The organism is Mesorhizobium sp. NZP2234 (assembly GCF_013170765.1).
In the GTDB taxonomy this organism is placed as follows: Bacteria; Pseudomonadota; Alphaproteobacteria; order Rhizobiales; family Rhizobiaceae; genus Mesorhizobium; species Mesorhizobium loti_D.
On sequence record NZ_CP033364.1, the window covers coordinates 5,407,395 to 5,431,811 of the forward strand.

A 24,417-nucleotide genomic window follows, 5' to 3' on the forward strand; every position below is an offset into this window, starting at 1 on the left:
GGATCATGATCCCTTGTCGATCACCGTCAGCGACACGCCGGCGGCATCCAGCGCGGCACGCATCGCCGGCTCGGGCGCGCGGCCGGTGAAGACCGCGTCGAACGCGCTGAGATCGGTGAGGAAGTGCAGCGCCGTGCGGCCGAACTTGCCGTGATCGACCAGCAGATATTTGCGGGTCGCCGCCGCCATCATCAGCCGCTTGGCCTGCACCACTTCCTGGTCCTGGTGGAAGGCGGAAGCGCCGTGAATGGCGGAGGAGGACAGGAAGGCGACGTCGGCACGCAGCGATTTGAGCGACGCCTCGGCCAGCAGGCCGAAGAAGCCGTGGAACTTCTTGCTGTACTGGCCGCCGAGCGCGATGAGGCTGATGCCGCCCGCGCCTGCCAGATCCTGGATGACGGCCAGATTGTTGGTGATCACGGTCAGCGGCCGCAGATCGGCGAGATGCCGCGCAATGCCGCCAGCCGTCGAGCCATCGTCGATGATCACGGTCTGGCCGGGCTCGATCATGCCCACGGCGGCAGCCGCAAGGCGCTGCTTTTCCTCGGTCGCCTGCTTCTGGCGGTAGCGGAAATCGCTTTCGAACAAACCGCTCGGCTGGATCGAGGCGCCGCCGCGCACCTTGCGCAAGAAGCCGCTTTCCTCAAGCTCGTCGAGGTCGCGGTGCACGGTCATCTTGGAGACGCCAAAGAGCAAAGCCAAGTCGTCGACGCCGGCCTGACCGGCGTCCATCAGAAACTCCATGATCCCTTGACGCCTGATATCGCTCTTCATTGCCGCTGACCGCCAACGCGTGGCTCCCTGATCGAACTCAAATGATAACACCTATCGTCGCAAAAGTGACAGACATTTTGTGATAATGGGACAACTTCTTGGGATATTTCGCTTGCCCTGATCGCGGCGCTGTAACAAGAATTGCGGCCGGGACGGTCCGTCACGGTTGCGGTTGCGCCGAAATCCGGCCAGAAGCATCGGGGGCTGGACGATGCGCGGACAGTCCGCAACCACAGGTTCGAAACCAGATACGGGAGACTATTCGTTGGCTCGCATCACACTGAGACAATTGCTCGATCACGCCGCCGAATACGGCTATGGCGTGCCGGCCTTCAACATGAACAACATGGAACAGGGCCTCGCCATCATGGAGGCGGCGGAAGAGACCAAATCGCCTGTCATCCTGCAGGCAAGCCGCGGTGCGCGCGCCTATGCCAATGACGTGGTGCTGGCCAAGCTGATCGACGCGCTGGTCGAGATCCACCCCGACATCCCGGTCTGCATGCATCTCGACCATGGCAATAACGAAGCCACCTGCGTCACCGCGATCCAGTACGGCTTCACCTCGGTGATGATGGACGGCTCACTCAAGGAGGACGGCAAGTCGCCGGCCGACTACGCCTATAATTCGGGCATCACCAAGCGCGTCGTCGACATGGCGCATTGGGGCGGCGTCTCTGTCGAAGGCGAGATCGGCGTGCTGGGCTCACTGGAGAGCGGCGGCGGCGAGCAGGAGGACGGCCACGGCGTCGAAGGCGCGATCAGCCACGACCAGCTTTTGACCGATCCCGAGCAGGCTGTACAGTTCGTCAAGGACACTCATGTCGATGCGCTGGCGGTGGCCATGGGCACCAGCCACGGCGCCTACAAATTCTCGCGCAAGCCGGATGGCGCGGTGCTGGCGATGAACGTCATCGAGGAGATCCACCGCCGCCTGCCCAACATGCATCTGGTCATGCACGGCTCGTCCTCCGTGCCGGAGGAGTTGCAGGAGATCATCAACAAATATGGCGGCCAGATGAAGCCGACCTGGGGCGTGCCGGTGGAAGAAATCCAGCGCGGCATCAAGCACGGCGTGCGCAAGATCAACATCGACACCGACAACCGGATGGCGCTGACCGGCGCGATCCGCAAGGTGCTGACGGAAAACCCGAGCGAGTTCGACCCGCGCAAATATCTGACGCCGGCGATGGCGGCGATGCGCAAGCTCTGCAAGGAGCGCTTCGAGCAGTTCGGCACCGCCGGCAACGCGCCGAAGATCAAGCCGCTGCCGGTCTCGGAGATGGCCAAGCGCTACAAATCAGGCAGCCTCGACCCGAAATTCGGCTGAGTGCCACCGACCGAAAACCTGGCTTCATCTTCGGGCAGGAGCCACACAGGCTCCTGCCCGATCTCTATTCGGCCCTTGGCAAAAGGCTGGGCCTGCCTGTCTCGATGAACGGCGCCCAATAGTCGACGGACTCGCGGATCATGGCCACCACCTGGTGGTCGACCGGCTCACGCTCACGGAACGACAGTTCGAGGCAGATCTCGTTGTCGGTGCCGCCGCCACGCCGCACCGTCTCCAGCAGCTTTTCCGGCGTGATGCGGCCGTCTCTGTTGTAGGCTGATGTGAAGGGCCAATGGCCGCCCTTGTTCATCGACGACTGCTTGATGTGGATGATCGGCGACTTCCTGGGAAAGGCCCCGGCCCAGGCATAGGGGTCGATGTCGGCCGGATTGCTTGATGTGACGTCGCCGTGGTCGATGTCGACCATCATCTCGAGCGGAATGGCCATGCCCGCGGCGTCGATCGCGTCTTGCAACAGCCGGCAGTTCTCGATGGTGTGCCCGAACTCCCGTCCGACCGACATCGGCTCCCAGAACAGGTAGCTCAGGCCGGCCGCGCGGGCATGCTGGGCGACCTCGCGCCAGCAGTCCAGCGCGATGTCGAACAGCTGGGCGCGGCGTTCGGGATCGTCAAAGTCGCGATGGGTGAAGATGGCGAATTGCGTGCCCATGCCGCTGGCGCCAAGCTCGGCCGAGATGTCGGCGAAGGTCTTGAACCAGTCGACATAGTAGCGGCGCACATCCGCGTCGGGGTGGCCGAAATGATTGAGCCGGCCGTAAGGGCCGGTCATGCCGGAGGTGACACGCACGCCGGTGCGGGAGAGTGCGCCGCGAAACAGGCGGACGAATTTGACGATCGTCGCCGCGGGCCAACCCGGATTGACGAATTCATGCGTGAGTTGCACGTCCCGGATGCCAATGTCGTAGGCGATGGTGTCGATCAGGTCAGCCGGATCGGCAAAACGGTTCACCAGCGGATTGGTGTTGAGGGAGAGCGTGAAGGCCAAGGCGCGCTCCCTCTTTCAGCGTTGGCTGGTGGCGAACAGTGCCGTCATTGCAACGTCGCCCCCTCGCGGTTGAGTTGCTGGCGGTATTTTTCGGCGTCCCAGTTCAACAGTTCGGCATTCTCCTTAGGACTGAGATAATTGACGCGCGCCGCGCCATCGACGCGGGCGACGACGTCGGCCAGACAACGCGCCATCGCCTCGGCGCCGGCATTGGCGTCCCGGCGCATCAGCACGCCCTTGCCGGGAAACAGGAGGGACGTCGGCGCGGCTGCGGTGCGGGCGACGATCGCCGCCGCGTTCTCTCCGGGACCGGCGATCACCGAGCCGACGCCAAGGAAGATGACATGATCCGGGTAGAGGCTGCCGGAAGCCGCGATGCGGCAACTGGCGAGGTCGGTCGCGACGTCATGCGCGGCGGCCGACGCCGGCAGCCGGTAGTCGCTGCCGGCGGCGAGCCTCAGCAAAGCGTCGAGATCGGGGGCTGGGGCCGGCCGCGGCGGCCTCGCGAGCAGCCCGGTCACCCGTTGTAGAAGCAAGGCCGCTTCGGCGACCGTGTCGGCGGCGACCACCAGCCCATGATTGCCAAGCACGAGCACGTTGGTCGCAGGCTTCAGCCGCTCGGCGATCCCTTGCGCCAGCGGGAAGCCGGGCCTGCGATAGGGCACGAAGGCCCAATCGAGGCCGCGCAGGCGTTCCTCCAGCAGGGCTTCGGCATTGGCCTGCACGGCGATCGAGATCGTCTCGACGCAATGGACGTGGACGACGATCTTCTGCGGCAGCAGAGCATGTACCGTCGTCTCGATGGAGGGCCGCAGCTGGCGAGGATTGAGGTCCGCCAGCGTGAACTGACCGGCAGTCTCGGCCGCCGGGCTGCGCTGCGCCACGGCGTCCAGCAGTGGCGCCAGCGCGACCGGCACCATGATCTCATCGTCGCGCGCGTTCTTCAGCCAGGTGCCCGAGGCTTTGATCCACAGCACGCCGGCCTGCTTGATGGAGGTGTTGCCGCCGGCGCCCTGGACCAGCAGCGGATCGGCGCCGATACTGGCCGACAAGGAGCGCAGCATGCGGAATTCACTGGTTCCAGTATTGACGAGCCCCCCCATCAGCCTGCCTTCGCCAGCCGGTTCGCGCACCAGTGCTCGAAAGCCGTCCTCTCCTCGGCGGACAGATGCAGGCCATGCTTGGTGCGCCGCTGCAGGATATCGGCCGACGTCAAAGCCCACTCCCGGTCGAAGAGATAATTGGCCTCGCGCTCAAAGAAGTCCTTGCCGAAGCAGCGTCCGAGTTCATCTATCGAACGGGCCGCGCCAACCAAAGCTCGTGTCCTGGTGCCGTAGAGCCGACCATAATGCTTGAGCAGCGATGCCGGTATCCAAGGATACTCGTGTCCGAGGTCGCCAAGAAACTGTTCGAAATCGGCATTGGCGATGTCACCGCCGGGCAGATGCGCCTTCGCGGTCCACGGCTTGCCCATTTTGGGGAAGAACGGGGCGATCCTGTCCAGCGCATGCTCGGCCAGTTTGCGGAAGGTGGTGATCTTGCCGCCGAAGACAGAGAGCAGCGGCGCCTGCCCGTCCGGTGCGTCGAGCTCGAAAATGTAATCGCGGGTGACGGCGCTGGGGTTGTCGGCATTGTCGTCGTAGAGCGGCCTGACGCCGGAGAACGAATAGACGACATCGCCGCGCGCAAGTCCGCGCTTGAAATAGCGGTTGACCACCCTGATCAGGTAGTCGATCTCGCTCCCGTCCGCCGCCACATCCTCAGGCCGTCCATCATAGGGAATGTCGGTGGTGCCGATCAGGGCGAGATCGTTCTGATAGGGGTTGATGAAGATCACACGCTTGTCGCTGTTCTGGATGAGATAGGCCTGACGCCCCTCCCAGAATTTCGGCACGACGATGTGGCTGCCCTTGACCAGGCGGACATTGCGCCTGGAGTTCTGGCCGGCAACGCGGTTGACGATGTCGTTGACCCAGGGGCCGGCGGCATTGATCAGCGCGCGGGCCCGAACCATCGTCCTGATGCCCGTCCTGCCGTCCTGCATCTCGACAACCCACAGGCCGTTCTCCCGGCGGGCGGCGGTGCAGGCGGTGCGGGTGAAAACCCTGGCGCCGCGCTCGGCGGCGTCGAGCGCGTTGATGACGACGAGGCGGGCGTCGTCGACCCAGCAATCGGAATATTCGAAGCCGCGCCGGAAGGCGTCCTTGATCGGCGCGCCCTCGGGCGCGGTGCGCAGGTTGAGCGTGCGCGTCGCCGGCAGCCGCTTGCGGCCGCCGAGATGGTCGTAGAGGAACAGGCCGAGCCGCACCAGCCAGGCTGGCCGGTCGTCCGGGCTATGCGGCAGCACGAAGCGCATCGGCCAGATGATGTGCGGTGCCGATTCCAGGAGCACCTCGCGCTCGATCAGCGCTTCGCGCACCAGGCGGAATTCGTAATATTCGAGATAGCGCAGGCCGCCATGGACGAGCTTGCCCGAGCGGGAGCTGGTGCCTTCGGCGAGATCGTCCTTCTCGCACAGGATGACGGAAAGGCCGCGGCCGGCGGCATCGCGCGCAATGCCGGCGCCGTTGACGCCGCCGCCGATGACGAAGAGGTCGACGATTTCAGCGCCACCGCTCATGTCGCCATGGCCTCGATGCCGATTTGATGCGTCATGGCCATTGCCTCAGCATGGATTGACCGGAGGCAGGCCGGCGAGGTAGCGGCGCACCTCTTCGGCGGCCTGTTCGGCGGCATAGGTGACGGTGCGCACCGAAGCGCCGGCAATGTGCGGCGTCAGCGTTACATTGGGGAGCTGCAGCAACGGCCAGTCGGCAGGCACCGGCTCGACCGCGAACGTCTCCAGCATGGCGCTGGCGATCTGGCCTGAAACAAGCGCCTCGTAGAGGGCGTCATAGTCGACCAGCGGCCCACGCGCGGTGTTGATGAAGATCACTCCCGGCTTCATCCGCGCGATAGTGTCCGTGCCGATCATGCCGCGCGTCTCCTCGGTCACCCGGGGATGTAGCGTGACGACATCGGAGCGGGACAGCAGATCGTCCAGCGCGACGAGTTCGACGCCGGCATTGCGGTCGTCGACACTCAATTGAACATAAGGGTCGCAAACGAGGACACGGCAACCGAAGGCGCGCAAAAGGCGGACGACCTTGGTGCCGATATTGCCGTAGCCGATGACACCGACGGTCATTTCGTTGAGTTCGCGACCGGTGCGGTCAGCGCGGTAGAGATCGCCGCGCCATTCGCCCTTGCGCAAGGCCTCGTGGCCGACCCGGATCAGCCGCGTCTCGGCCAGGATGGCGCCGATGGTGAACTCGGCCACCGCGGTCGCGTTGCGGCCAGGCACATTGACCACGGTGATGCCGTGCGCCTTGGCCGCGGCCATGTCGATGTTGATCGGGCCACCGCGCGAAACCGCGACCAGCTTGAGACCCGGCAGGCGCCGCATCATGCCGTCCGACAGGGGCGCCAACTGGGTGACAAGGATTTCGGCATCGCCGATGAAATCGACGACCTCGTCGGGGTGGCCGAAATACTCCTTGATCTTGTCGAGGCCGAGCGCCGGATCGCCGAACTCCATCGGCTCGTCGGGCCAGGCCGTCTGCAATGTCCTGATATCGAGGTCGCCGCTCGCGACCTTCTCGATTTTGGCGCGAAAAACCTCCGGAAGCATGAAGTTGTCGCCGATGATCGCTATTCTCTTACGCATACTCGATTTCTCAACTTGCCTGCACTGAAGCCATCGCGCGCCAGACCGGCCGCAATGCCTGGTGCGCCAACATGTAGGATGGGGTCATCTTGTCGTAGATCGCGGCGAGGCTGCGATCGCTTGGCTCGGCCTCGCCAAGCAGCGGCGTCACCCATTCGCCGACGCATTCGTCCATGGACGGGTAGAGACCGACACGTACAGCGGCGATCATCGCCGCGCCAGCCGCTCCTGCCTCCTCGCGCGCGCTGGTGCGGATGTCGGCCCCGACCGCCGCACCCAGGATCTTGCGCAGTGCCGGGCTCCTGGCCGCGCCGCCTGTCAGGCGGACTTCGCGCGGCAACGGCCCCATGGCGGCGTAGCAGTCACGCGCCGCGAAGGCCAAGCCCTCGAAGACGGCGCGGACGAGGTCGGCATAGCCGTGCCGTGAGGAGATGCCGACGAAGCCCGCCCGCGCATTGGCATCGACGAACGGCCCCCGCTCCCCCGCCTCCGACACATAAGGCTGATAGAGCAGCGAGGCGGGCTGCGAGGCCGCTATCCAGGCATCGACCAGCGCGATCATCTCGCCATTGCTTCGCGAAATGCCTTGGGAGGCGAGGATGCCGGAGGCAAGGCCAAGCACCCAGTCGATGTTGAGCGTCGCCGCCATGTTCGACTGCATCTGCGCGAACACGCCGGGCGCCGGCATCGCCATGGTGTAGCCCGTCGCCGCGTCGTTCAGCTGTACATCGTCGGGTGTCTCGGCCAACCGCATATGCATGCCGGTCGAGCCGATGATCGAGCAGCCGGGCTTGCGCTCGCGGTCGAGCAGGCCGGCACCAAGCGCGGTGCAGACGACGTCGACATAGCCGAGCACCACCGGCGTACCGGCCAGCATGCCGGTGGCGCCGGCCGCCGCCTGCGACAGCCCGGTGCCGTGCCTGGTGCCGTCGACGATCGGCGGCAGCAGATGCCTGAGATCGGCGACGCCGAGCACGTCGAGCACATCGTCGCAATAGTCGCGAGTATGGAAATCGCCGAAGGTGAAGGTTCCCTCGGAGGGATCGGTGGCGCGTTCGCCGGTCAGCTTGAAATAGAGCCAGTCCTTGCAGTGGAAGGCGGTCGCCGCCTTGCCGAGCATTTCGGGCATGGTGCGCTTCATGAAGACGAACTGCGAACCTTGCTGGCAGGCGGCAAGCCCGCTGCCGGTCTTTTCGAAGCGAAGCCGGTCCTCGGGACGCGCACGGATCTCCTCGACGATGGCCGCGGCGCGCGCGTCGAGCCAGAGCCAGCCCTTGGCCACCGGCTCGCCCTTGGCATCGATCAGCCAGGTGCCATCGCCTTGCCCTGTCACCGCGATCGCCACCGTCCGGCTGGCGAGATCGGGCACCTTGTCGGCGAGCTGGCGCAATGTCGTGGCGGCATCGCTCCATGTGCGCGCCAAATCCTGTTCGGCGCCGCCGCCCGGCAGCGTTTCATAGTGGTTGGGCAGTGCCGCGGCTGCAATCTGCCTGCCCGCCGTGTCGAAAGCGATGGATTTGATGACGGAGGTGCCGGCATCGATGCCGATCAGTATGTCGCGCATCACGCAAGCTCCATGCCGTGCGAAATCGCTTTGCCACTGGCCTGGTCGAAGACATGCAGGTTCTTCGGATCGATGCTGACATTGATCGGCGCGCCAAGATCCAGGCGGGTGCGATCATGCTCGACCAGCACCAGCGAGCCGCCGGCGAAGTCGGCGGCTATGTGCGTCTGGTCGCCGAGCCATTGGTTGGCCGAAACCCTGGCGGGAACACCTTCCTTCGAGCGCCGGACCGCATAAGGCCTGATGCCGATGACAACCCGCTCGCGGCTGAGCAGTTGATCGCGAACCGGCGCGCTGAAGGCGTCCTTGTCGTAGTCGAGCGAAAGGCCGTCGGGCAGCCTGAGATTGATGCGACCGGCGGCTGTCGCGACATAGGCCTCGAAGACGTTCATCGGCGGCTCGCCGACGAACGTGCCGGTGAACAGGTTGGCCGGGCGCTCCTTGATCCTGTCCGGCGTGTCGAACTGCTGCAGCACGCCACCCTCCATCACCGCGATGCGATCGGCCAGCGCGTTGGCCTCGGTCTGGTCGTGGGTGACCAGGATCGCGGTCAGGCCGCGCTCCTTGATGAAGTGCTTGATGCGGCCGCGCAGCACGGCGCGCAGCTGCGGTTCGAGCTGTCCCATCGGCTCGTCCAGCAGATGCAGATCGGCCTCGCGGATCAGCGCCCGGCCGAGGCTGGCGCGCTGCTGCTGACCGCCGGAGATCGAGCTTGGATAGCGCTCCAGTATGTCCTCGATCTCGAGCAATTTGGCGATGCTGGCGACCTTGGCGTCGACCTCGCTCTTCGGCAGCCTTGCCGCCTTGAGCGCGAAGGCCATGTTTTCGCGCACGGTCAGCGGCGGGTAGAGCGAATAGCCTTCGAAAGCCATCGCCACATTGCGCTTGACCGGCGGCAAGGTGTGCACCTGTCGGCCGCCAACAGCGATCGCGCCGCGCGAGACCTCTTCGAAGCCGGCGATCATGCGCAGCGTGGACGTCTTGCCGCAGCCGGACGAACCGAGCAGCGCCACGATCTCGCCCTTGGCGATTTCCATGGTCAGGTTCTTGACCGCGTGGACGCCCCGGTCGATCGGGCCATAGAACTTGTCGACGCCCGAAATGGCGAGTGCGCTCTGGCTCATGCCGCTTCTCCATTGCGCAAAGCGACAACGTTCTTCGAGCCGATACGCTCGCCGCTGGCGTGATCGAACAGCAAGGCGCTCTTGCCGTCGACGGCGATATGAGCCTTGCCTTCGCTGCGGCCGGGCGTTCCGGCCGGGCGTGAAACCAGGATCTCGCGGCCGCGCACGGTGCGCACCAGCGTGACGATCTTTTCGTTGAGCGGCGTCTCGGCCTCGACCGTCACGGGGATGGCGCCCGGGATGCCTTCCTCGACGAAGCTCAGCGCTTCGGGCCGCAGGCCGATCACGCAGTCGCGGCCGACCGCCGTCTCATAGGCGCCGGCCAGATGGACCTGGACATTGGACAGGCCGACATAAATCCCCCTGGTATCCCGCGCGGGCTTGACGTCGAGCAGGTTGATGGTGGGGTCGCCGAACAGCCGAGCGATCTCGATATTGGCCGGCTCTCGATAGATCTGCTCAGGCGTGCCGAGTTGCCTGATGACGCCTTGGGACATGACGGCGATACGGTCACCAAGCGCCATGGCTTCCTTGTAGTCCTGGGTGACGTAGACGACGGTGGCGCCGCGATCGGCAAGCAGGCGCGGCAGTTCCAGCCGCATCTCGAAGCGCAGCTTGGCGTCGACATTGCGCAAGGGATCGTCGAGCAGGAGAAGCGGCGGCGAGCCGACAAGCGCGCGGGCAAGTGCCGTACGCTGCTTCTGGCCGTTGGAGAGCGCGCGCGGCTTGTGGGAGAGCACATGGCCGATCTTCAACAGCTTGGCGACGCTTTCGACGCCGGCCTTGATCGCGCTTGGTGACGACCGCTTGGCTTCCAAGGGCGTCGCGATGTTGTCGAATGCGCTCATATGCGGAAACAGCGCGAAATTCTGGAAAGCCATGCCGACGCCACGGAATTCCGCATCCACATCTGTCATGTCGTCGCCGCCGATGAAGATCTTGCCTTCATCGGGATCGATGACCCCGGCGACCAGCCGCAGCAGCACCGTCTTGCCGGCGCCAGAGGGTCCGAACAGCACAAGGGTTTCGCCATCGGCGACGGTCAACGACAGATTGTCGAGGACGGTCTGGCTCTTGTAGCGCTTGACGATGTTTCTGAGTTCGAGGCTGGCCATGTCTATCCTTTCACCGCGCCGAGCGAGAGGCCTTCGACCAGATAGCGCTGCGCATAGAGGGCGAGCGCCAGTGTCGGCGTGATCGAGAGCACGATGGCCGCCGAGATCTGGCCGTACTGGATGCCCGAGGAGGTGATGAAGGCGAGCGCGCCGACCGTCACGGGCTGCTTGTCGGCCGACGCCAACACCAACGCGAAGACGAAATTGTTCCAGGCGAAGATGAAGGCGAGCAGGCCGGCGGCGGCGATGCCGGGACCGGCGAGCGGCAGCGCGATCTTGCGGAAGGTGGCGAACCAGGAATGGCCGCCGATGCGGTAGGCATATTCGATGTCGGCCGGGATATCCTCGAAATAACCGCGCACGATCCACAGGATCAGCGGCAGGCAGATCAGCTGGTAGACCCAGATCAGCCCGATATAGGTGTTGGCGAGCCCGAGCTTCTGGAAATAGAGGGTGAGCGGCAACAGCACCAGGAGCGCCGGCGCGAATTTGAACGACAGCAGCGTGAAGGCGATGTCCTCCGAGCCGCGGAATTTATGGCGCGCGAAGGCGTAGGCCGCCGGCACGCCGAGCAGCAGCGAGACCGCGACCGAGGTCACCGACAGGAACACCGAATTCCAGAGATTGCGCATGAAGGCGATGTCGAGCGTGCCGGCGGCGGTCATCAGCTTGCCGGTGATCAGCGCCGTGTAATTGGCGAGCGTCGGCTCGAAGACAAGCTGCGGGGGGATCCGCAAGATGGTCTCGTTGGTCTGGAACGACATCATGAAGATCCAGACGATCGGGAACATGAAGAAGATCACGACCAGCGTCAGGGCTATGCCACGCAGGATGCGTTCGAGAAGCGAGGTATGTTCCATCCCGGCCTCCTATGCCTGGCCACGGGCGCGTTCGCGCAGCCGCAGCCAGTTCTTGATGAAGATGTTGGAGAGCAAGTAGGTGATCGCCCACAGGATGATCATCAGTGCCGCCGAGCGGCCGACATTGGTCGACTGGAAGAAGTTGAGATAGGCCTCGACCTGGAAGACGGTCAGCGTGTCGCCTGGCCCGCCTTGGGTCATGGCATAGATGATGTCGAACTGCTGGATGGAATCGAGCAGGCGAAACAACGTCGCCGTCAGGATGTAGGGCGTCAGCATCGGTAGCGTGATGCGGAAGAAGACAAAGCTCCTCGGCACGCCATCGAGCGCCGCCGCCTCGAAGGGCTGCGTCGGCAGGCTGCGCAGGCCCGCGAGCAGCAGGATCATGATGAAGGGCGTGTAGACCCAGATGTCGACGAGCACGACGGTGAACAGCGCCGTGGACGGCGACGAGGCCCAGCGGAAATCCTGCAGCCCGATGAGGCTGGCGAGATAGCTCAAGACGCCAAAGCCGGGATTGGTCATAAGCTTCCACATCAATGCCGCAAGCGCGGGCGCCGTCATCAGCGGCATCAGGAGCATGATCGAGATGAAGTTGTTCAGCGTCGAGCGCTTCTGCAGCAGCAGGGCGATGGCAAGGCCGAGAAGCAGTTCCAGCACGACGGTGGTGCCGGCATAGAGCAGCGAGACCTTGAGCGTGTTCCAGAACTTCGGATCGGTGAAGAAGGAGATGTAGTTGTCGCCCCAGTTGAACTGCCGCGCCCAGGGCTGGCTCAGCCGATAGCGCTGGAACGAATAGACGACCGAGGTCAGGAACGGGATCAGTATGCCTATACAGACAAGCAAGGCCGGCAGGCTGAGCACGTAGGGCAGCACCCGCTTGCTGATCCTGAAGCCGGATGGCCCGGTCCTTTGGGTTGTGACGGCGGTCATCCGCTGCTCCGTGATCCCTGTTGCTTCGCCCTGCCGGCCGCCCGAGGGAGCCGGACGGCCGGTGGGCGAGTTGGCGGCAACCTCGCGGTGCCGCATCGCAGTCCTGAAATGGTGGGCAGGACTGGCCTGCCGCAGCAGGCCAGTCTCCGGGGTCCGGCCTAGCCGAGACCGGCTTCCTTGAGCTGGCCGTTGATGCTTTCGGCAAGCCTGTCGAGGCCCTCGTCGACCGGCACTTCCTTGGCCACCATCTTCTGCAGCGTCGCCGCCCATTCGGTGGTGAGGTCGAAGAACAGCGGCTGCGCCGTGAACTTGATCGAGGCACCGGCCGCCGAGGCGTCGAACATCTCGACGTAGCCCGGATAGCTCTTGTTCAGCTTCTCGCGGAACATTTCGTCCTTCCAGACCGACTGGCGGACCGGATCGACGAAATCCATTTTGGTGGCGCCGAACAGTCCGTGCTCAGGACCGGAGGCCCATTGCAGGAAGTACCAGGTCGCGTCCTTGTCCTTCGAGAAGTTGGACATCGCCAGCGACCAGATCCAGATGTTGGGCGTCGAGGCCTTGGCCTCAGGATTGGCGGTGAAGGCGGCATAGGCAAGCTTGCCGGCCATCTTGTTGTCGCCGCCATTCATGAAGTAGCCGAGGCAGTCGGCGTCGAAGATCATCGCCGAGGCGCCGGCGCCGAGGTCCGTGCCGACCTGGTACCAGGTGTAGGTCGACCAGTCCTTGGGGCCGCTCTCCTGGATCATCTTCACCCATTTGGCGTGGAAGGCCTTGGAGCCGGCCGTGTTCATCGCGGCCGCGAGCTTGCCATCTGCGGAAACAGTCAGGTCCTTCTCGTTGAAATTCGAGTAAGCCGACAGGAAGCCCGGATGGATCGTCGCCCAGGAACGCGAGCCACGAACGCCTATGCCGTAGACCCCGCCGCCAATGTCCTTCTGCAGCTTGGCAGCGGTGGTGATCATCTCATCCAGATTGCCGGGAACGCCGACGCCGGCCTTGTCGAACATGCCCTTGTTGTAGGTGATGTTGTTCTGTTCGAAAGCCCACGGAATGCACCACTGCTTGGCGTCTTCGGAGCCCAGCGCACCGCCCGGCTTGCCGTTCCAGGCGCAGGACGACTTCACGCCCGGCAGGATATCGTCCCAAGCATAGTTCGGGTTGGTCTTGGCCGGGTCCTTGATCCATTCGTTGAGGTCGGTGATCCAGCCTGCCGGACCATAGGTCCAGGTCATGTAGGCACCGGTCATGAAGGCATCGTATTCGGGCGAGCTTGCCGAAAGCGCCGCCGTGACCTTGTCGAAATAGACGTCTTCCGGGAACACGTCGTAGACGACATTCATGCCGGTCAGTTTCTTGAAGTTCTCGAGGTCGGCGATCATCGCATCGGCATAGGGATGCTTGTTGAGCAGGAGCTTGATGGTCTTGCCCTTATGCGCCTGCCAGTCGAAATCGGCGGCGAGTGCGCGGGTCTGCCCCAGATTGAGCAGCGTGCCGGCGGTGCCGGCCGCAAGGCCCATCGCACCCAGGCCCTTGATCAGTCCGCGACGGTCGACCTGTCCACGCAGGAAGGCGTCTATGAGGTCTTTCTCTTTCTCATGCATTTCGTCTTCTCCTCCACAGGGTAGTTTCAACCAAACTGATGCCGGCTACCCGACCGGCGTCTCCTCCACGAGCGATCGCGCCGTCCGCTCGTCTGTTATCAGGCCCCTGAGATAGCGGCCTTCGAGCACCGACTTGATGGCGCGAACCTTGATCTTGCCGCCGGCGACGGCGACGATCCGGCGGCTGGCAATGTCCTCCCGCGTCAGCGCCAGCGCCCGGTTGGAAACGGTGGTAGCCACCGCCTTGCCGGCCTCGTCGAAGAAATGACCGAGCAATTCGCCGACGCCGCCATTGCGGCGGATCTCCTCCATCTCGCCCTTTTCGATCATGCCGGTGGCAACCAGCGATGCCTCGCGCTCGGCGGTGCCGATACCGGCGAACAAGAGGTCGGCGGAGCGCGCGAGATCGAAGACCTCGCTGATGCCCTTCTGCCCGAGCAGCACGGTCCGGTCCTCGGCGGTATTGGCGAACATCGGCACCGGCATCACATAGGCTTCGGCGCCGGTGCGTTCTGCCAGGCGGTGAATGACATCATGCGGGTTGGCCGAGAATTTCCGCGTCAGGCCGCCAAGCAGCGAGACGAAGCGGATCTTGTCGGTCGAGGTGCGCGGCAGATACTCCACGCAGGCGGTCAGCGTGCGGCCATGGCCGACACCGATCAGCGCCTCCTCGCCGCGCTCGATCTCGCGCTTGAGGAACTGCGCGCCGGCAATGCCGAGCGCCTTGAGCGGCAGATCCTCGGAATCGAAATCCGGAACCACCTCGCAATAATCGAGGCCGTAGCGGCGGGACAATTCGTCCTCGAGCTGCACGCATTCGGAGACTTCGCCGTCGATATAGACCTTCACCAGCCCTTCCTGGTTGGCCTTGGTGATGAGGCGATGGGCCTTGAGGCTGGTCAGCCCCAGCCGCTTGGCGACCTCGGACTGGGTAAGGCCGCCGGCATAGTGAAGCCACGCGGCGCGCGTCGCCATGCTGGTTTCGTCGTCGCGCAGGAGGCCGTTGCCAAACCCTACCATTTCCACCCTTTGATATTTTTATCAGTTGTTGCAAAATTTTTCACACGACTCGATCAGAGTCAAGCGCCAGCCTTCCCCCGTCGTGCACGGAGGTTCAAAAGGGCTCCTGGCCGCCCAGGGACACGGAGAGCGCGCGCGAGTGCGCCGCGCCTGCGTTACTTCGCAGGCCGCCTGCCCGGTGGCCGGTCAATTCGAAGGAAAAAGATCTACTGCAAGGTCCTTGCGGCGGACGGCATGGCGCGGTCGTGCGCGACGCCCAGATCCTCCGCGCCGATCGCCCTATCGAGGCCGGTCGCCACGACGGAAACCCTGAACCGGCCTTCCATGCTCTTGTCGAAGATCGCGCCGACGATGATGTCGGCGTCTTCATAGACCTCCTCGCGAATGCGGGTGGCGGCTTCGTCGACCTCGAACAGGGTCATGTCGCGGCCGCCCGATATCGAGACCAGGACGCCCTTGGCACCCTTCATCGATACTTCGTCGAGCAGCGGGTTGGCGATCGCGGCTTCGGCCGCCTTCATCGCCCGGCTTTCGCCTGACGCCTCGCCGGTTCCCATCATGGCGCGGCCCATGCCGCGCATCACCGATTTGACGTCGGCGAAGTCGAGATTGATCAGGCCTTCCTTGACGATGAGATCGGTGATGCAGCTGACGCCGGAATAAAGCACCCGGTCGGCGAAGACGAAGGCATCGGCGAATGTGGTCTTGGCATCGGCGATCCGGAACAGGTTCTGGTTCGGGATGACGATGACCGTGTCGGCGCTTTCGCGCAGTCGCTCGATACCCTCTTCGGCCATCTGCATGCGGCGCCTGCCCTCGAAAGTGAAGGGCTTGGTGACGACCCCCACCGTCAGGATGCCGGCCTTGCGCGCCGCTTGCGCAATGATGGGTGCGGCGCCGGTGCCGGTACCGCCGCCCATGCCGGCGGTGACGAAACACATATGCGTGCCGGCCAGATGGTCCATGATCTCGTCGAGCGATTCCTCGGCCGCGGCGCGGCCGATCTCGGGCAGCGATCCCGCGCCCAGCCCCTCCGTGACGTGCGCGCCAAGCTGGATCAGCCGCGTCGCCTTCGACATGGTCAGCGCCTGGGCATCGGTGTTGGCGGCTATGAATTCGGTTCCCTGAAGCTGCTCCGCGATCATGTTGTTGATGGCGTTGCCGCCGCCGCCACCGACGCCGATAACGGTGATCTTGGGTCTCATCTCGGAGATTTCCGGCTTCTTGAACTCGGCCATGCCTGCTTCTCCTTCGCCAATTGCGCGCTTCACGACCCACCCGCGGATTGCCTGCAAGACATTGCAATCGAGCGGCATGACGCGAATCAGTCCGTTCGGATGGATGCCCCAAAAAGCCAGAGAGAGGCCGGACGTGCAAGTGCGTGGAAGCTCAAGATTTGTGATGAAGGGGCCGACATCGTGCGACCGGCTGTCCGATCCCGGGCGATTGACCCTGATCCGGCCTTCTTCAGGGCGCCTTGCGCTCTGGAACCTGGCTGGTCGCCCGCTCCAGGATCGGCATCATCAGCGCGAACAGCTCCGCCTGCGATGACAGGCTGCATCTGTTGTAGAGCTGTTTGCGGAAAACCTTCACCGTCTGCGGGCTGACCCCGAGGTTCAAACCGATCGATGGCGAGGAGTGTCCCTGCAAGATGAGGAGCGCCACTTCGGCCTGACGCTTGCTCAACAGCACATTGTGATGCGTCCGCATCGCCGCGATCAGGCTGTCGGTGATCGACATCGGGCGCGGAGCGACCGCGGGCGGGGCTTCGGACGCAACCCAATGCGCGCGCAGCAGCGACATGATCGCCGGCTCATGCGCGCGCAGGCAGTCCTCGGCCTTGGCCGCGAAGGCCTGGCCGGAAGAACCGTCCTTGCCCATCGAGATGGTGATGGTGGCGTTCTCCCCGATCGGCAACACGACCGATATTTCGTCGGTGATGCCGATCCGCCCGTAATACCACTTGAAATAGCGGCTGCGGCGAAACTGGTCAGGCGCCACGTCGAGAAGACGATAGAGCCCCGGCGCGCCGCGCCTCAGGTGAAAATGATAGATCGGATCAAGCAGATAGGCGGCCGGCAGATATTGTTCGGCGAGATAGCGAAACACATCGGGACCATAGATCTTCTTGTAGAGCACGTTGGGTACAGCGGTACCCGAGAAAACGATGACGATGACATTGTCGTAGCTGAGGCAACGCCGCAGATACTCGGTAACAGCCGGATAGAACTCGCGTTTGCCGATCGCATCGATGGCCAGCGCCAGACCTTCAAAGATGGACTTTGTCACCAATCATACCCCAATGGGGGTATATACCCCCAAGAAACGATGCCCGTAGTGTAAATCAAAAAAAACAGGGGTACGAGAGAATTGTCCAGCATGCCATTCAAGAGAGCGCACAGGCCGGGATCGCGGCGCGGATCTTTGCCGCGATGAAACGCCCCGTCGATCATGGCGCCATGGCCGTTTCGGGCTACACGGTTCCCTGGCACATAGCCGCCGGAGCGCCGGTCGCGCTTCATGTCTCCTCGTCCCGGCCGGTGCGCGACGTGCGGATCGTGCGGCTCGATACGCCCACGGCCGAATTCATGGACTGGCGTGTCGAACCGACAGGGAATGCCGCGTCGCATCGCGACTTCGACCACGGGTCCTTCCCCAGGATCGCGGCAACGGAACTGGCCAAGACCACTAAGATCAGCGGCGTCGCCTTCGAAGTGTATTTGACCCGAAATGACGGCGCCCGCGTGCTCTTCGAATGCGGAAATCTGCGCCTTGGGTTGCAGGACGGACGTCTGACATCGAGCCATGACGGCAAGCCGCAGGAAATCGGCGAGATTTTGCCGGCGAATACGTGGCTGACGGTCGAGATCTCGTCCGATGGCAATGCGACGATCCTGAAGATCGGCTCGGACGACCTCTTGTCGCCATATCGCCTGCATCGTCAATTCGATCGGCCCTGGTCTCCCATCGGCGACATGGTCTTCGGCGCCAGCGCGGCGAACGATGTCAAAACGCTGAATGCCAAGTTCTCGGCGATAGCGCTGCAGACCGCGACGGGACACATCGCCTGGACGTTCCCCACCTTGCTGCCGAGCGGCCCGATCGCCTCGGCCGGCGGAGACAGCGTCCTCTTGCTGGAAACCGTCAACCAGCCGGCATTCTGCATGACCTCGCGGCGCTGGGATGGATCAAGTTTCGACCCCCGGCTGGTGCCGTCGCATTACGATGCGGTGCATTGCCATGACGACGACATGGGCGCGTTGCAGTGGCCGGCCTCGTACCATGTGCATGTCCCCGACGAGGCGCCCGCGGGCGTCTATGCCTTCGAGGTCGGCCATGACGAAGGCGCGGAGCGCATCGTCTTCTTCATCACCTCATCCGTGCGCCGTACGGCGCTGCTGTTCCTCGTACCGACGGCCACCTATCTCGCCTATGCGGATGAATTCCTGCCGGCGCATCTCTACGAATGGATGTGCGAGGATCGTGGCCACCGCTTCGCGATCGATAACAACCTGAAGTCGCTCTACGACTATCACAGCGATCTCAGCGGCGTGTCGATCGCTTCCTACAAGAAGCCGAAGGCGACGCTGCGCGACGACTATAATTACCCGCTCTGCGGTTGCCCGCACAATCTGCCGGTCGACCTGCATTTCCTGCGCTTCTGCCACAATAACGGCATTGCCTTCGACCTCATCACCGACCGCGACCTGCATGAGCGGGGCGTTGCCGGCTTGCAGGATTATCAAGCGGTCATCACCGGCAGCCATCCCGAATACATGTCGGTCGAGATGGAACATGCGCTGCGCCAGTTCGCCGCGACGGGCGGCGCCATCGCCTATCTCGGCGGCAATGGTTTTGCCGGCAAGGTGGCATTCCAGGACGATCTGATGGAGTTGCGCCGTTCGCCGCTCGAGGCGGGCCGCACCTGGGACGGGCCGATCGCCGAACAGTCGCTGTCGATCACCAACCAGCCGGGCGGCCATCTTCGCGCCAGCGGGCGTGGCGAATTCTCGCTGACCGGCGTCGCCATCTCGCTCATGGGCTTCGATGGTGCGCGGCCTTTCACGCGTACGCCGGACAGCCATCACCCTTCAGCCGCGTGGCTGTTCAAAGGGGTCGCCAACGAGACCTTCGGCGACGAGGGCATCGTGCTTGGCGGCGCGGCGGGCTACGAGGTCGATGCCACCGATCCGCATCTCGGCACCTCTCCCGATACGATGGTGATTGCGCGCGCAACCGACTTTCCGGACAGCTTCGTCCACGACGCGACACGCTGGTACGAGGGTGGCGTGGACGAACGCGCATCGCGGCGCTGCGCGGAGATGACGCTGCGCCATCTGCCTTCGGGCGGTCTGATCTTTTGCGCAAGCTCGGTCGCCTGGTGCGGCGCGCTGCCGACCGGCGATGCCATGAACGACGTCGGCAGGATCACGAAGAATTTGCTGACGCATCTGGCGGCGGCAAAGAGCCGGACGAACCCGGACCGACAGCAACAGAGCGGGGGCCAACCCGCCGCCCGATCGGGTTCGACGGCATAGCGACATTTCAACATCACACTTTGGGAACAAGGACCAGGATCATGGGATTGAGAAAACATTTCATCGGGGCGGCCGCCCTGTTGGCACTCGCCACCGCAATGCCGTTCGCGGCACAAACGGCAAGGGCACAGGACCTGCCGGTCGAACCGGGCGTGTTCAAGCTCGCAATATCGCCGTGGCTTGGCTACGGCATGTGGTACATCGCCCAGGAAAAGGGCTTCTTCAAAGCCAACGGGCTGGAAGGCGTCGAGCTGACCAATTTCGTCGAAGACAAGGACATGGGCGCGGCGGTTGCCGCCGGTCAGGTCGACGGCGACAATGAGTCCATCCAGCAGTTGCTGGCCAAGGTGCAGGCCGGCATTCCGATCAAGGGCGTGCTGCTGCTCGATGCCAGCACAAAGGCCGATGCCATCCTGGTCAACAGCGACATCAAGACCGTCGCCGATCTCAAGGGCAAGCAGGTTGCCTTCGAGCGCGGCTCGACCAGCGATCTGCTGCTGAACTACGTGCTGCAGAAGAACGGCATGACCATCGACGACGTCAACGTCCTGCCTATGCCGGCCGCCAGCGCCGGCACGGCTATCATTTCCGGCACCGTGCCGGCGGCCGTGACCTATGAACCGTATATTTCGGCCGCTATCGGCGCTGACAAGAACATCAAGGTGCTGGCCGAGGCCGGCGAGGCGCCAGGCTTGATCAGCGACGTGCTTTCCGTGCCGGAGGAGACGCTGAAGAAGAAGCCGGGCCAGGTGCAGGCCATGCTGAAGAGCTGGGACCAGGCGCTCGACTATTACCGCGCCCACACCGAGGAAGGCCGCGCGATCATCGCCAAGGGCGTCGGCGCCGAACCGGCGGATCTCGCCACGGCCTTCGACGGCGTGTCGTATTATTCGGTCGGCGAAAGCCAGAAGGCACTGAACGGCGTGTTCAAGTCCGACACCTATCCCGGCATCGTCAAGGCGGCGATCGCCGCCAAGCTGATCGACAAGGATATCGCCTACGACGCCGCCATCGACCCGACCGTGGCACATTCGAAGTAAGCGTTGCCAGACCGGCGGGCGAGCCAATGCGGCTCGCCCGTCAATGGCGGGAAGAAATCCAGACATGACCAGCACCGCCGTTCAAGTGGCCTTGACGTTCGATTTCGATGGCTATTCGACATGGATCGGCAGCCATCGAGCGACGTCGCCGAGCATGCTCTCGCGCGGCGAGTTCGATCCGATCGGCGCGCGCCGCATCCTCGACGTGCTGGAACGGGCCGGCATCCCGGCAACCTTCTTCGTGCCTGGCCATTCGGCGCTGGCCTTCCCGCCGGTGGTGCGCGCCTTCCGCGATGGCGGCCACGAGATCGGCCATCATGGCTGGGTCCATGAGAACCCCGTGCTGCTGACGCGCGAGGAAGAGCGCACCGTCCTGCTGAGAGGCCTGGAAGCACTGGACAAGGTCGCCGGCGTCAGGCCCTCCGGCTACCGGTCGCCGGCCTGGGACAACAGCCCATCCACCGTCGAACTGCTGCTCGAGTTCGATTTCGAATACGAGAGCTCTATGATGGGCAACGACCACGAACCATACTGGTGCCGGATCGGTGACGCATGGTCGACCACGGAAGAATTCCGCTTCGGCCTGCCGGTCGACCTCGTCGAAATGCCTGTCGCCTGGCATCTCGACGATTTTCCACAATTCGAATTCCTGGCGACCGACAAGGGCTATCTGCCAGGCGGCCGCGCGCCGTCGACGGCGCTTGAGATCTGGAAGGCCGAGTTCGACTTCCTCTACCAGCGGATCGGCAGCGGCGTGATGGTGGTGACCATGCACCCGCAGATCATGGGACGTGGCCACAGGCTGCTGATGTTGGAAGAATTCATCCGCCATGTCGCCTCGCATGAGCGCGCCGGCTTCACGACTTGCCAGGACTATGTGCGGCATTGGCGCAAAGGGCGTTCGCCTTCGCTGCCCGCGGATGCCGGCGATAACAGGTTGGCCAGATGAAAACGGCAATCGTGACGGGGGCCGCCGGCGGGATCGGCGCGGCTATCGCGATGCTGTTCGCCTCATCAGGCGCGACCGTGATCGCGCTCGACCGGTCGTTCACCGGTGTAAGCGAACAGGCCACCGGTGCCGGCCAGATCCTGTCGGCCTCTTTCGATGTCGCCGACGAAGCCGATTGGACTGCCATTTCCGACATGGTTTCCGAGCGGTTCGGTCATCTCGATGCGCTGGTCAACAACGCCGCCATCTTCAATCCGGTGCCGTTCCTGGAAGAAAGCGTTGCCGGTTTCCAAGCCGTTACCGATGTCAACCAGCTAGGTACGTTCCTCGGCATGCGCGCTGCCGCGGCGCTGATGCCGGCGCAGGGCGGTTCGATCGTCAATGTCTGCTCGACGGGCGGGTTGAGGGGGTTCAGCGGCGCCTTCGCCTATTCGACCTCGAAATGGGCGATCCGCGGCATGACCAAGGTCGCAGCCCGCGAACTTGCCGGCCGCAACATCCGGGTCAACGCGGTGCATCCGGGCCTGGTCGACACGCCGATGCTTGGCGAGAACACCGCTGAAAACCTGGCTGCGATGACCGCCTCCGTGCCGCTCAACCGATTGGCCAGCCCGCAGGAAGTCGCGCATCTCGTGGCGTTCCTGGTGTCGCCCGGCAGCGAATACATCACCGGGTCGGAATTCACGATCGACGGTGGGCAGACGATCTAGAGACTTAGAAAAGAGCTGACGATGGAAAGGCGATTTCTGGGAAAGACCGCAGTGGTGACCGGCGCCGGCAACGGCATCGGCCTGGCCACGGCCAGGCGCCTGCAGGCCGAAGGCGCGGAGGTGCTTTCGGTCGACTGGAACGCGGACTACCTGGCGGATTGCGCGGCACCGAAACTGACGATCGATCTCGCAGAGGACGATGCCCCGACGCGGATCATAGCTGCCGCCAAGGCGCGGTTCGGAACCGTCGACATGCTGATCAACAATGCCGGCGTCGCCGGACCGAAGGCGCTGGCCGACAGCAGCGACGCATTGATCGACCATGTCATGGGCATCAACGTGCGCGCGGCGATGCGGCTGACGCGCGACATGCTTCCCCATCTGACGAAACCCGGCGGCTGCATCGTCAATGTCTGCTCGGTGTTCGGCGAGATCGGGTTTCCCAACACCGCGCCCTATGCCGCGTCCAAGGGCGCATTGTCGCAACTGACGCGCCAGTTGGCCGCCGACCTGTCGGCCGACGGGATCCGCGTCAATGGCGTGGCGCCCGGCGTCATCAACACGCCGATCGTCGCCGAGCGGATCGCTTCGGACGCCTGGTACCGGCGCGCCATGATAGAAACCACGCCGATCCGGCGCGTCGGCACGGCCGAGGATGTCGCCGGCGGCATCCTGTTCCTGTGCGGTCCGGACGCCCAGTTCATCACCGGCCATATCCTGAACATCGACGGCGGCTGGCTGGCCGCGCGCGTCGCCCCGTGAGGGGCGTTTCGACAGCACGAAGGAAATAGAATGTCACCTGTAGCAATCCACGACCTGGCCAACATGTCCTCCGAGGCGCGCACACGCCTGCTCGAGCGGACCGAGGCCGATCTCACCGACACGATCCGCAAGGTCGAGCCGATCATCGCCGCCGTGCGGACCAGGGGTGACGACGCCCTGGTCGAGCTTGCCGCCAAGTTTGACGGCGTGACGCTGGACCGCACGGCGTTGAAGGTGTCCGCGAGCCAGATCGCCGGCGCCGAGAAGGAACTTGATCCCGAGATCGTCGCGGCGATCCGGCTCTCGGTGGCGCAGGTGAGGCGCTTCCATGAGGCGCAAATGCCCGACAATCTCTGGCTGAGCGAGGAAACCGAAGGCGCGCTGATCGGCGACCGCTGGACGTCGATCGATTCCGTCGCCTGCTACGTGCCCCGCGGCAAGGGCTTCTTTCCGTCGAGCGCGATCATGACCGCCGTGCCCGCCAAGGTAGCGGGCGTGCCTAGGGTGGTCATCGTGACGCCACCCGGGCCGGACGGTTCGGCCGACGCCGCCACGCGCTTCATCGCGTCCTTGATCGGCATCGAGGACATCTATCTCTGCGGCGGCGCCCAGGCGGTGGCGGCGGTTGCCTACGGCACCGAGACCGTGCCGAAATGCGCAAAGATCGTCGGCCCAGGCAGTCCATGGGTCAGCGCGGCGCGCCAGCTTCTGTCGAACCGGATCGATCCGGGCAGTCCGGCCGGTCCGAGCGAGTTGCTGGTCTATGCCGACAGCTCGGTTCCGGCCGCACTTGCCGCATTGGAGCTGACGGTTGAATCGGAGCATGGCCCTGACTCATCCGCCTTTGTCGTGACGACCGATCGAGCCCTGGCGGAGGCCATCGCCGCCGCGGTGCCGCAGTTCTGGGAGGCGATGGGGGAGTATCGCGCCGATTTTTCCCGCACGGTGCTCAACGGCAGGAATGGCGGCATCGTGCTGGCGCCTTCGATCGAAGCGGCTTTCGACTTCATCAACGACTACGCGGCCGAGCATCTGGCCGTGCTGTCGACATCGGCCTTCGAGCTGCTGCCGAGGATCCGGAACGCCGGCGAGATCCTGCTCGGTCCGCATTCGGCAATTCCGATCGCAAACTTCGTGCTTGGACCGAGCCACGTCCTGCCGACGGGCGGGCGCGCCAACACCGCCTCGCCACTCGCCGTCTTCGATTTCATGAAGCGCTCCTCGATCGCCTATTTGTCCCAGGCGGCTTATCAAAGGCTGGCGCCGGCGGCGCGCACCTTCGCCCAATATGAAGGCTTCATGGCGCATGCGAATTCGGTCTCGGAGATCCGCGACCGTATCTTGTCGAACAGCAGCCCTTTCACCGGCCCGTGAGACGACGA

At 64.1% G+C, this 24,417-nt stretch carries 21 protein-coding genes; 7 read left to right on the plus strand and 14 right to left on the minus strand.

Going from position 1 to position 24,417, the window contains the following annotated elements; genetic code table 11:
* Window positions 1-3 precede the first annotated feature (3 nt).
* Window positions 4-774, minus strand: coding sequence for a DeoR/GlpR family DNA-binding transcription regulator (locus EB230_RS26675; protein WP_056564390.1), 771 nt, complete (start codon window positions 772-774; stop codon window positions 4-6).
* A 265-nt stretch (window positions 775-1,039) separates the two neighbouring features.
* Between EB230_RS26675 and fba the strand changes: the two genes are divergently transcribed.
* A complete protein-coding gene (fba, locus tag EB230_RS26680) occupies window positions 1,040-2,104 on the plus strand; it encodes a class II fructose-bisphosphate aldolase (protein WP_056564392.1) in 1,065 nt (354 codons plus the stop codon).
* A 64-nt stretch (window positions 2,105-2,168) separates the two neighbouring features.
* Here fba and EB230_RS26685 read toward each other — a convergent pair whose 3' ends face one another.
* The 13 genes from EB230_RS26685 to EB230_RS26745 all read right to left on the minus strand — a co-directional run bounded on the left by EB230_RS26685 (window position 2,169) and on the right by EB230_RS26745 (window position 17,325).
* Window positions 2,169-3,110: a TIM barrel protein gene (locus EB230_RS26685; RefSeq protein WP_056564395.1), complete on the minus strand. Its 942-nt coding sequence runs from the start codon at window positions 3,108-3,110 to the stop codon at window positions 2,169-2,171.
* A 44-nt stretch (window positions 3,111-3,154) separates the two neighbouring features.
* Window positions 3,155-4,243, minus strand: a complete 1,089-nt coding sequence (locus EB230_RS26690) for a class II aldolase (RefSeq protein WP_246738851.1) — start codon at window positions 4,241-4,243, stop codon at window positions 3,155-3,157.
* Window positions 4,213-5,730: a glycerol-3-phosphate dehydrogenase gene (locus tag EB230_RS26695; RefSeq protein WP_056564399.1), complete on the minus strand. Its 1,518-nt coding sequence runs from the start codon at window positions 5,728-5,730 to the stop codon at window positions 4,213-4,215. Before EB230_RS26695 ends, EB230_RS26690 begins: the two co-directional genes overlap by 31 nt.
* Before the next feature lie 45 nt (window positions 5,731-5,775).
* Window positions 5,776-6,816, minus strand: coding sequence for a 2-hydroxyacid dehydrogenase (locus EB230_RS26700; protein WP_056564402.1), 1,041 nt, complete (start codon window positions 6,814-6,816; stop codon window positions 5,776-5,778).
* A gap of 10 nt (window positions 6,817-6,826) precedes the next feature.
* Window positions 6,827-8,380 (minus strand): FGGY-family carbohydrate kinase, encoded by a 1,554-nt coding sequence (locus tag EB230_RS26705; RefSeq protein WP_056564405.1) that lies wholly within the window; start codon window positions 8,378-8,380, stop codon window positions 6,827-6,829.
* Window positions 8,380-9,504, minus strand: a complete 1,125-nt coding sequence (locus EB230_RS26710) for an ABC transporter ATP-binding protein (RefSeq protein ID WP_056564408.1) — start codon at window positions 9,502-9,504, stop codon at window positions 8,380-8,382. Before EB230_RS26710 ends, EB230_RS26705 begins: the two co-directional genes overlap by 1 nt.
* A complete protein-coding gene (locus tag EB230_RS26715; RefSeq protein ID WP_056564411.1) occupies window positions 9,501-10,619 on the minus strand; it encodes an ABC transporter ATP-binding protein in 1,119 nt (372 codons plus the stop codon). The genes EB230_RS26710 and EB230_RS26715 overlap by 4 nt, the downstream gene beginning before the upstream one ends.
* 2 nt (window positions 10,620-10,621) lie before the next feature.
* Complete coding sequence (locus EB230_RS26720) at window positions 10,622-11,479, minus strand: carbohydrate ABC transporter permease (RefSeq protein ID WP_056564414.1); 858 nt, start codon at window positions 11,477-11,479, stop codon at window positions 10,622-10,624.
* 9 nt (window positions 11,480-11,488) lie between these two features.
* Window positions 11,489-12,412 (minus strand): sugar ABC transporter permease, encoded by a 924-nt coding sequence (locus tag EB230_RS26725; RefSeq protein WP_056565674.1) that lies wholly within the window; start codon window positions 12,410-12,412, stop codon window positions 11,489-11,491.
* 158 nt (window positions 12,413-12,570) lie between these two features.
* Window positions 12,571-14,016, minus strand: a complete 1,446-nt coding sequence (locus tag EB230_RS26730) for an extracellular solute-binding protein (RefSeq protein WP_172374241.1) — start codon at window positions 14,014-14,016, stop codon at window positions 12,571-12,573.
* A 45-nt stretch (window positions 14,017-14,061) separates the two neighbouring features.
* Window positions 14,062-15,036 (minus strand): sugar-binding transcriptional regulator, encoded by a 975-nt coding sequence (locus tag EB230_RS26735; RefSeq protein ID WP_172374242.1) that lies wholly within the window; start codon window positions 15,034-15,036, stop codon window positions 14,062-14,064.
* Between the two features lie 206 nt (window positions 15,037-15,242).
* On the minus strand, window positions 15,243-16,274 hold the full coding sequence (ftsZ, locus tag EB230_RS26740) for a cell division protein FtsZ (protein ID WP_056565678.1): 1,032 nt from the start codon (window positions 16,272-16,274) through the stop codon (window positions 15,243-15,245).
* Window positions 16,275-16,503: 229 nt separating this feature from the next.
* Window positions 16,504-17,325 (minus strand): LuxR C-terminal-related transcriptional regulator, encoded by an 822-nt coding sequence (locus tag EB230_RS26745; protein WP_246738852.1) that lies wholly within the window; start codon window positions 17,323-17,325, stop codon window positions 16,504-16,506.
* A 143-nt stretch (window positions 17,326-17,468) separates the two neighbouring features.
* Here EB230_RS26745 and EB230_RS26750 point away from each other — a divergent pair, with 143 nt between their 5' ends.
* The 6 genes from EB230_RS26750 (at window position 17,469) to hisD (ending at window position 24,409) form a co-directional block, all read left to right on the plus strand.
* The gene (locus EB230_RS26750; protein ID WP_172374244.1) at window positions 17,469-19,574 is read left to right on the plus strand and encodes a N,N-dimethylformamidase beta subunit family domain-containing protein; all 2,106 of its coding nucleotides are present in this window, start codon (window positions 17,469-17,471) and stop codon (window positions 19,572-19,574) included.
* Window positions 19,575-19,615: 41 nt separating this feature from the next.
* Window positions 19,616-20,614 carry an ABC transporter substrate-binding protein gene (locus tag EB230_RS26755; protein WP_172374245.1) on the plus strand — a complete coding sequence of 333 codons (999 nt, stop codon included), beginning with the start codon at window positions 19,616-19,618 and terminating at the stop codon, window positions 20,612-20,614.
* 64 nt (window positions 20,615-20,678) lie between these two features.
* Window positions 20,679-21,563, plus strand: a complete 885-nt coding sequence (locus tag EB230_RS26760; RefSeq protein WP_172374246.1) for a polysaccharide deacetylase — start codon at window positions 20,679-20,681, stop codon at window positions 21,561-21,563.
* Window positions 21,560-22,273: an SDR family NAD(P)-dependent oxidoreductase gene (locus tag EB230_RS26765; RefSeq protein WP_172374247.1), complete on the plus strand. Its 714-nt coding sequence runs from the start codon at window positions 21,560-21,562 to the stop codon at window positions 22,271-22,273. Before EB230_RS26760 ends, EB230_RS26765 begins: the two co-directional genes overlap by 4 nt.
* 21 nt (window positions 22,274-22,294) lie before the next feature.
* Window positions 22,295-23,035 carry an SDR family oxidoreductase gene (locus tag EB230_RS26770; RefSeq protein WP_172374248.1) on the plus strand — a complete coding sequence of 247 codons (741 nt, stop codon included), beginning with the start codon at window positions 22,295-22,297 and terminating at the stop codon, window positions 23,033-23,035.
* 30 nt (window positions 23,036-23,065) lie between these two features.
* A complete protein-coding gene (gene hisD / locus EB230_RS26775; RefSeq protein ID WP_172374249.1) occupies window positions 23,066-24,409 on the plus strand; it encodes a histidinol dehydrogenase in 1,344 nt (447 codons plus the stop codon).
* Window positions 24,410-24,417 lie beyond the last annotated feature (8 nt).

Bases quoted from the DNA above. Each gene is read 5' to 3' on its own strand.
- ftsZ (WP_056565678.1), bottom strand. From the start codon at position 16,274: ATGGCCGAGTTCAAGAAGCCGGAAATCTCCGAGATGAGACCCAAGATC.
- hisD (WP_172374249.1), top strand. From the start codon at position 23,066: ATGTCACCTGTAGCAATCCACGACCTGGCCAACATGTCCTCCGAGGCG.
- EB230_RS26760 (WP_172374246.1), top strand. From the start codon at position 20,679: ATGACCAGCACCGCCGTTCAAGTGGCCTTGACGTTCGATTTCGATGGC.
- EB230_RS26750 (WP_172374244.1), top strand. From the start codon at position 17,469: ATGAAACGCCCCGTCGATCATGGCGCCATGGCCGTTTCGGGCTACACG.
- EB230_RS26705 (WP_056564405.1), bottom strand. From the start codon at position 8,380: ATGCGCGACATACTGATCGGCATCGATGCCGGCACCTCCGTCATCAAA.
- EB230_RS26770 (WP_172374248.1), top strand. From the start codon at position 22,295: ATGGAAAGGCGATTTCTGGGAAAGACCGCAGTGGTGACCGGCGCCGGC.
- EB230_RS26720 (WP_056564414.1), bottom strand. From the start codon at position 11,479: ATGGAACATACCTCGCTTCTCGAACGCATCCTGCGTGGCATAGCCCTG.
- EB230_RS26730 (WP_172374241.1), bottom strand. From the start codon at position 14,016: ATGCATGAGAAAGAGAAAGACCTCATAGACGCCTTCCTGCGTGGACAG.
- EB230_RS26675 (WP_056564390.1), bottom strand. From the start codon at position 774: ATGAAGAGCGATATCAGGCGTCAAGGGATCATGGAGTTTCTGATGGAC.
- EB230_RS26715 (WP_056564411.1), bottom strand. From the start codon at position 10,619: ATGGCCAGCCTCGAACTCAGAAACATCGTCAAGCGCTACAAGAGCCAG.
- EB230_RS26710 (WP_056564408.1), bottom strand. From the start codon at position 9,504: ATGAGCCAGAGCGCACTCGCCATTTCGGGCGTCGACAAGTTCTATGGC.
- EB230_RS26695 (WP_056564399.1), bottom strand. From the start codon at position 5,730: ATGAGCGGTGGCGCTGAAATCGTCGACCTCTTCGTCATCGGCGGCGGC.
- EB230_RS26725 (WP_056565674.1), bottom strand. From the start codon at position 12,412: ATGACCGCCGTCACAACCCAAAGGACCGGGCCATCCGGCTTCAGGATC.
- EB230_RS26765 (WP_172374247.1), top strand. From the start codon at position 21,560: ATGAAAACGGCAATCGTGACGGGGGCCGCCGGCGGGATCGGCGCGGCT.
- EB230_RS26755 (WP_172374245.1), top strand. From the start codon at position 19,616: ATGGGATTGAGAAAACATTTCATCGGGGCGGCCGCCCTGTTGGCACTC.
- EB230_RS26735 (WP_172374242.1), bottom strand. From the start codon at position 15,036: ATGGTAGGGTTTGGCAACGGCCTCCTGCGCGACGACGAAACCAGCATG.
- EB230_RS26700 (WP_056564402.1), bottom strand. From the start codon at position 6,816: ATGCGTAAGAGAATAGCGATCATCGGCGACAACTTCATGCTTCCGGAG.